This is a genomic window from Acidovorax sp. SDU_ACID1, assembly GCF_045291395.1.
In the GTDB taxonomy this organism is placed as follows: Bacteria; Pseudomonadota; Gammaproteobacteria; order Burkholderiales; family Burkholderiaceae_C; genus MR-S7.
Map to the genome: position 1 here is coordinate 890,536 of NZ_CP152342.1, position 6,965 is coordinate 897,500.

5 protein-coding genes and 2 pseudogenes are annotated in these 6,965 nt (G+C 63.3%); all 7 read left to right on the forward strand.

Annotated features, from left to right (window positions below):
* Positions 1-16 precede the first annotated feature (16 nt).
* The 7 genes and pseudogenes from hflX (at position 17) to AAG689_RS04350 (ending at position 6,958) form a co-directional block, all read left to right on the forward strand.
* Positions 17-1,195 carry a GTPase HflX gene (hflX, locus tag AAG689_RS04320; protein ID WP_406624890.1) on the forward strand — a complete coding sequence of 393 codons (1,179 nt, stop codon included), beginning with the start codon at positions 17-19 and terminating at the stop codon, positions 1,193-1,195.
* 53 nt (positions 1,196-1,248) lie between these two features.
* Positions 1,249-2,615, forward strand: a pseudogene (gene hflK, locus AAG689_RS04325) (FtsH protease activity modulator HflK).
* A 9-nt stretch (positions 2,616-2,624) separates the two neighbouring features.
* A complete protein-coding gene (gene hflC, locus AAG689_RS04330) occupies positions 2,625-3,524 on the forward strand; it encodes a protease modulator HflC (RefSeq protein WP_406624891.1) in 900 nt (299 codons plus the stop codon).
* Between the two features lie 29 nt (positions 3,525-3,553).
* On the forward strand, positions 3,554-3,742 hold the full coding sequence (locus AAG689_RS04335; RefSeq protein WP_406624892.1) for a DUF2065 domain-containing protein: 189 nt from the start codon (positions 3,554-3,556) through the stop codon (positions 3,740-3,742).
* A 71-nt stretch (positions 3,743-3,813) separates the two neighbouring features.
* Positions 3,814-4,964 (forward strand): annotated as a pseudogene (locus AAG689_RS04340) (ATP phosphoribosyltransferase regulatory subunit).
* Positions 4,965-4,994: 30 nt separating this feature from the next.
* Positions 4,995-6,371, forward strand: a complete 1,377-nt coding sequence (locus AAG689_RS04345; protein WP_406624893.1) for an adenylosuccinate synthase — start codon at positions 4,995-4,997, stop codon at positions 6,369-6,371.
* A 62-nt stretch (positions 6,372-6,433) separates the two neighbouring features.
* Complete coding sequence (locus AAG689_RS04350; RefSeq protein ID WP_406624894.1) at positions 6,434-6,958, forward strand: phosphoribosyltransferase; 525 nt, start codon at positions 6,434-6,436, stop codon at positions 6,956-6,958.
* The last annotated feature ends 7 nt before the right edge of the window (positions 6,959-6,965 follow it).

Sequence of the window (6,965 nt, forward strand, 5' to 3'; positions counted from 1 at the left end):
TCAAGGACATGCAGCCTTGGGTTTCCACGACACCCCTGACACACCATCCGCGCCGGTCTTGCTGGTCGGCGTGGATTTTGGTGCTCCTCACTTCGATGCCGAACTGGAAGAGCTGGGTTTGTTGGCGCAAACCGCCGGCTTGGCGCCTGTTGCGCGCTTGACTTGCAAACGCAAGGCGCCCGATGCCGCTCTTTTCGTCGGAAGTGGCAAGGCGGACGAGATCCGCACCCTGGCGCAGATGCATGGCGCGAAGGAGGTGCTTTTCGACCAGGCGCTGAGCCCGGCGCAGCAGCGCAACCTGGAGCGGTATCTGCAACTGCCTGTCAACGACAGGACATTGCTGATCCTCGAAATCTTCGCGCAGCGCGCCCGCAGCCACGAAGGCAAGCTGCAGGTGGAGCTTGCGCGCCTGCAGTATCTCAGCACCCGCCTCGTCCGGCGCTGGTCCCACCTGGAGCGCCAGCGCGGGGGCATCGGCACACGGGGAGGCCCCGGTGAAACCCAGATCGAACTGGACCGGCGCATGATCGGCGAAGCCATCAAGCGCACGAGGGAGCGGCTCGTGAAGGTGAAGCGGCAGCGCGCCACCCAGCGCAAGCAGCGTGAGCGGCGCGATATCTTCAACATCTCCCTGGTGGGTTACACCAACGCGGGCAAATCCACCTTGTTCAACGCTCTGGTGAAGGCGCGCGCCTATGCCGCCGACCAGCTGTTCGCCACCCTGGATACGACGACGCGCCAGCTCTACCTGGGAGAACTGGCCGGCTCCGTGTCTCTGTCCGACACCGTGGGCTTCATCCGCGACCTCCCGCACGGTCTGGTGGATGCCTTCCAGGCCACGTTGCAGGAGGCCGTGGACGCGGACCTGCTTTTGCATGTGGTGGATGCGGCGAATCCCGGGTATCCCGAGCAGATAGCGCAGGTGCAGCATGTGCTGGCAGAGATCGGCGCTTCGGACATTCCGCAGATCCTGGTGTTCAACAAGCTGGATGCCATGCCTGCAGATGTGCGGCCTGTCGCTGTGCAGGATGTGTATGAATTGGATGGGCGGCAAGTGCCCCGCATTTTCGTCAGTGCGCGACAAGGTGATGGCTTGGCCGCCTTGCGGGAGCAACTGGCGTCCATGGTCCAGGCTGCATCGCAAGATGTGATGACCCCAAATGGGACTGCTGAATTACCGGCCCCTTCCGACTGATTGGGCACAATGCCAGCTGTTCCTACGTCTTCAGAATAGCAAAGACCTTGCGCATGAATCTTCACCATCGTACCTCCCGCTGGGCCCTGCTGCCTGCGCGCATCCGGGGGATGTTCAATCTCAACGATCCGCGCTGGGGGCGGGGCGACAGCAAGGGGGAGAGTGGCCAGAAGCCGGACCCTGAGCGCCCGCCCACGGAGCCTCCGCAAGGAGGAAGGAACCGGGATCCGGGGCCTGGCGGGCAGCCGCCGGACCTGGACGAACTGTGGCGAGACCTCAACCGCAAGCTCGGCAGCCTGTTCGGTGGCCGCGGTAGCGGCGGCTGGGGGGCGCCTCGGGCGGCGGTGGTGGCGGCTTTCAGCCCGACATGAAGAATGCGGGCGTCGGCGTCGGACTCATCGCTGCGGTGGCGGTGCTCATATGGCTGGGCACGGGCTTCTTCATCGTCCAGGAAGGCCAGCAGGCCGTCATCACGCAATTCGGCAAGTACAAGAGCACGGTGAACGCCGGCTTCAACTGGCGGCTTCCGTATCCCATCCAGCGCCATGAGCTCGTGTTCGTCACCCAGATCCGCTCGGCGGATGTGGGCCGCGACAGCATCATCAAGAGTACGGGGCTGCGCGAATCCGCGATGCTGACCGAGGACGAGAACATCGTCGAGATCAAGTTCGCCGTGCAATACCGGCTGAACGATGCCCGTGCCTGGCTGTTCGAAAGCCGCAACCCGGCCGATGCCGTGGTCCAGGCCGCAGAAACGTCGGTACGGGAAGTCGTTGGCAAGATGCGGATGGATACAGCGCTGGCCGAGGAGCGCGACCAGATCGCTCCGCGCGTGCGCACCCTCATGCAGACCATCCTGGACCGCTACAAGGTCGGAGTCGAAGTGGTGGGCATCAACCTGCAGCAAGGCGGCGTGCGACCTCCGGAACAGGTGCAGGCTGCATTCGACGATGTGCTGAAAGCCGGCCAGGAGCGCGAGCGCACGAAGAACGAGGCGCAGGCCTATGCCAACGACGTCGTTCCGCGCGCCGTGGGTTCGGCGTCTCGCCTCATTGAGGAAGCAGCCGCCTACAAGGCGCGGATCGTGGCGCAGGCGCAAGGTGACACGCAGCGATTCAGCGCGGTCCTGGCGGAATACCAGAAGGCACCTCAGGTCACGCGCGACCGCATGTACCTGGAGTCCATGCAGCAGATCTACAGCAACGTCACCAAGGTATTGGTGGAGTCGCGTCAGGGGTCGAACCTGCTCTACCTGCCTCTGGACAAGATCATGCAAAGCGTTTCGCAGACACCGGTGCCTGGAGCAGCGCTTGAATCGCCGCCGGCCACCAGTTCGAGCCTGCCGCCTGCTGCCTCGACTTTTCCAGGGGATTCGCGTGCCCGCGATACCAGCCGCACGCGTGACCGCGAGTCTCGATAGGAGAGCGATGTGAACAGAATCGGATTTATTGCATCGACCCTTCTGGTGGTTTTGGCGCTGCTGAGCTCCATGGTGTTCGTGGTGGACCAAAGGCAATTCGGCGTGGTGTACGCGCTGGGTCAGATCAAGGAAGTGATCACGGAGCCGGGGTTGAATTTCAAGCTGCCGCCGCCGTTCCAGAACGTCCGCTACATCGACAAGCGCCTGCTGACCCTCGACAGCTCCGATACGGAGTCGATGCTGACGGCGGAAAAGCAGCGCGTGGTCATCGACTGGTACGTGCGCTGGCGTATCAGCGATCCGTCCGAGTACATCCGGAACGTGGGCCTCGACGAGAGCGCAGGCGCGCTGCAGTTGAACCGCGTGGTGCGCAATGCGTTCCAGGAGGAGGTCAACCGCCGCACGGTCAAGGAATTGCTGTCGCTCAAGCGCGATGCGCTCATGTCGGATGTGAAGCGCGAAGTGCTGGAGGCCGTGCGCGGTGCCAAGCCCTGGGGCGTGGACGTCGTGGATGTGCGCATCACCCGTGTCGACTATGTGGAGGCGATCACGGAGTCGGTCTACCGGCGCATGGAAGCCGAGCGCAAGCGCGTGGCGAACGAATTGCGCTCCACGGGCGCGGCAGAAGGTGAAAAGATCCGTGCTGACGCGGACCGCCAGCGCGAGATCACCATCGCCAACGCCTACCGCGATGCCCAGAAGCTCAAGGGTGACGGCGATGCGGAAGCGGCGCGAGTCTATGCGGAAGCCTTTGGGCGCGATCCCCAGTTCGCCCAGTTCTACCGCAGTCTCGAGGCTTACAAGTCGAGCTTCAACCGCAGGAGCGACGTGATGGTCGTGGACCCGTCCTCGTCCGATTTCTTCAAGGCCTTTCGGGGCGCGGCCCCGGGTGCGGGCGCACGCCAATAGCCTGTCCGGTCGGCCGCTGGCGCCTAGCCATGGAGTGGATGGATAGCCTCTGGCCCGCGTTGGCCCTGGTGCTGGTGATCGAAGGGGCATTGCCCTTCGTATCACCGGCCGGCTGGCGGCGCATGTTCATGCAGATGCTGCAACTGCGCGATGGGCAGATCCGTTTCTGCGGCCTGCTGAGCATAGCGATCGGAGCCATTGCCCTGGCGATGCTCTAGCGTCTGGGTGCTCCTGGAATGCATGGACACCCCTGCCGGTAGAATCACGTTTTTAACAGCCTACCCCTCCCATGTCTGCCTGGGTCCTGCCGGATCACATTGCCGATGTCTTGCCCTCCGAGGCCCGGCACATCGAAGAACTTCGCCGAGGGCTGCTCGATACGGCGCGCAGCTATGGATACGAGTTGGTCATGCCGCCGCTCCTGGAGCATCTCGACTCGCTGCTGACCGGCACGGGAGAAGCCCTGGACTTGCAGACCTTCAAGCTGGTCGACCAGCTCTCCGGGCGTTCCCTGGGCCTGCGGGCCGATACCACGCAGCAGGTAGCGCGCATCGATGCGCACCTGCTGAACCGCCGTGGTGTGACGCGGCTGTGCTATTGCGGCCCCGTCATGCACACCCGGCCCGACCGCCCCCATGCCACGCGCGAACCGCTGCAATTCGGTGCGGAGATCTATGGCCATGCCGGCATCGAGGCCGACATCGAGGCGGTGCAGCTCTCCCTGGAATGCCTGCGCAGCGCGAATGTGCAGGACATCAGCGTGGACTTGGCCGATGTGCGTATCGTTAGCAGCCTGCTCGCAGGGCTGCCGGTGGGACTGCAGGCGCTCAGCCGCGTGCATGCGGCACTGGCTGCCAAAGACGCGAGCGAATTGGCGTGCCTGACCAAGGATTTCCCGGCTGCATCGCGCGACGGCCTGATGGCGCTGCTCCAGCTGTATGGCGATGCCGCGGTGTTGGATGAGGCCGAAAAGCGACTCCAGCCCAATGCAGGCATGCGGCAGGCGCTATCGGATTTGAGAACCATCGCGGCACGTATCCAGGGTGCCAGGGTCACTTTCGACCTGGCCGACCTGCGCGGGTATTCCTACTACAGCGGTGCACGTTTCGCCGTCTACGCTCAAGGGGCCAGCGATGCACTGGTGCGTGGGGGGCGCTATGACGAAGTCGGTGCCGTGTTCGGGCGCAACCGTCCCGCCGTCGGCTTCAGCCTGCTGGACGTCAAGCAACTGGTGAGCGTGGTGTCTCCGCGTCCCTTGAGGGCCGCTATCCGTGCTCCCTGGGGGAGACCGATGATGTCCACGCCGCAATCGCCGCCCTGCGTCAGCAAGGCGAGACCGTGGTGTGCATGCTGCCGGGACATGGCAGCGAGGTGGATGAGTTCCACTGCGACCGTGAACTGGTTCACATGGGCGGCCGCTGGGTCGTCCGGGCCATTTGAGATTTCTTCAGCATTTGAATCGGGTTTGACATGAAAGCAAGCAAGGGGCGTAACGTCGTCGTGGTCGGTACCCAATGGGGTGACGAGGGCAAGGGCAAGCTGGTGGACTGGCTGACCGAGAGCGCGCAAGGTGTCGTGCGCTTCCAGGGTGGCCACAACGCGGGGCATACGCTGGTCATCAATGGCGTCAAGACGGCGCTGCACCTGATCCCCAGCGGCATCATGCGTCCCGGCGTGAAGTGCTACATCGGCAATGGCGTCGTTCTGTCGGCTGGCAAATTGTTCGAAGAAATCGAGGGGCTGGAAAAAGCTGGCGTAGAAGTCCGCTCGCGCCTGCGCATCAGCGAGGCCTGTCCCCTGATCCTGCCATTCCACGCGGCTTTGGATGTTGCGCGCGAAGCGGCACGCGAGCAAGGTGGCACCGAGAAGATCGGCACCACCGGCCGCGGTATTGGCCCCGCATACGAGGACAAGATCGCCCGCCGCGCTTTGCGCGTGCAGGACCTCAAGAATCCGGAGCGTTTCGCTGCCAAGCTGCGCGAACTGCTGGCGCTGCACAACCATGTGCTGACCACCTTCCTGGGTTCGGCCGGTTTTCAATTCGGCGATGCCCTCAAGCCCTATATCCAGGATGGCCTGGTGCAGTTCGAGGCGGTGTTCGAAGAAGCCATGCGCCATGCCGAGATGCTCAGGCCCATGATGGCCGACGTGTCGCGTGAGCTGAATGAGGCGCATGGGGCAGGTGCTAACCTGCTCTTCGAAGGGGCCCAGGGCACGCTGCTGGATGTGGACCACGGCACCTATCCCTATGTGACCTCCAGCAACTGCGTTGCCGGCAATGCGGCGGCAGGTTCTGGCGTGGGGCCGGGCATGCTGCACTACATCCTGGGTATCACCAAGGCGTATTGCACGCGTGTCGGCGGTGGCCCTTTCCCGACGGAACTGGAATGGGAGAAGCCCGGAACGCCGGGCTATCACATGAGCACCGTCGGGGCTGAGAAGGGTGTGACGACCGGGCGGAGCCGCCGTTGCGGCTGGTTCGATGCGGCGCTCCTCAAGCGCAGCGCCCAGGTCAACGGCTTGTCGGGCCTGTGTATCACCAAGCTGGATGTCCTGGATGGGCTGGAAGAGTTGTCGCTGTGCACCGCCTACGAACTGGATGGCGAGCGCATCGATTTGCTGCCCATGGGGGCGGAAGAAATCGCCCGCTGCAAGCCCGTCTATGAAAAACTGCCGGGTTGGACCCAGTCCACAGTGGGGGTGACGCAGTATGACGCCTTGCCGGCGAACGCCCGCAAGTACTTGGAGCGCATCGAGGAAGTGACGGGCGTGCCCATCGCCATGATCTCCACCAGTCCGGATCGCGATCACACCATCCTGATGCGGCACCCTTACGCCGGAAATTGAACGATTTTGGCATTGAGCGCTTGTGTGTCAAGCGCTGGAAGCTATAAAAATAGGAGTATCCAATGCTGACAGAAGATGGCAAGCACCTCTACGTAAGCTACGACGAGTACCACAACCTTATCGAGAAACTGGCACTGAAGGTGCACCAGTCCGGCTGGGAGTTCGACACGATCCTGTGCCTGGCACGTGGGGGGCTGCGACCGGGCGACATCCTGAGCCGCATCTTCGACAAGCCTCTGGCCATCATGTCCACCAGTTCCTACCGGGCCGAGGCGGGCACGGTGCAGGGCCATCTGGACATTGCGCGCTTCATCACCACGCCGAATGGGGAAATCGCGGGGCGGGTGCTGCTCGTGGATGACTTGGCGGACTCTGGACACACTCTGAATGCCGTGATCGCGATGCTCAAGACCAACTACCAGCCCATCACGGAGCTGCGCAGCGCCGTGATCTGGACCAAGGGCTTGTCCACCTTCACTCCAGACTACTCGGTCGAATTCCTGCCCACAAACCCCTGGATCCACCAGCCTTTCGAAGGCTACGACAGCCTGACGCCTGACAAATTGCTCGAAAAGTGGCGTCTTTGATCGGGTG

Excerpts from the sequence above, each read along its gene's own strand:
- AAG689_RS04335 (WP_406624892.1), top strand. The coding sequence starts at position 3,554 with ATGGAGTGGATGGATAGCCTCTGGCCCGCGTTGGCCCTGGTGCTGGTG.
- AAG689_RS04345 (WP_406624893.1), top strand. The coding sequence starts at position 4,995 with ATGAAAGCAAGCAAGGGGCGTAACGTCGTCGTGGTCGGTACCCAATGG.
- AAG689_RS04350 (WP_406624894.1), top strand. The coding sequence starts at position 6,434 with ATGCTGACAGAAGATGGCAAGCACCTCTACGTAAGCTACGACGAGTAC.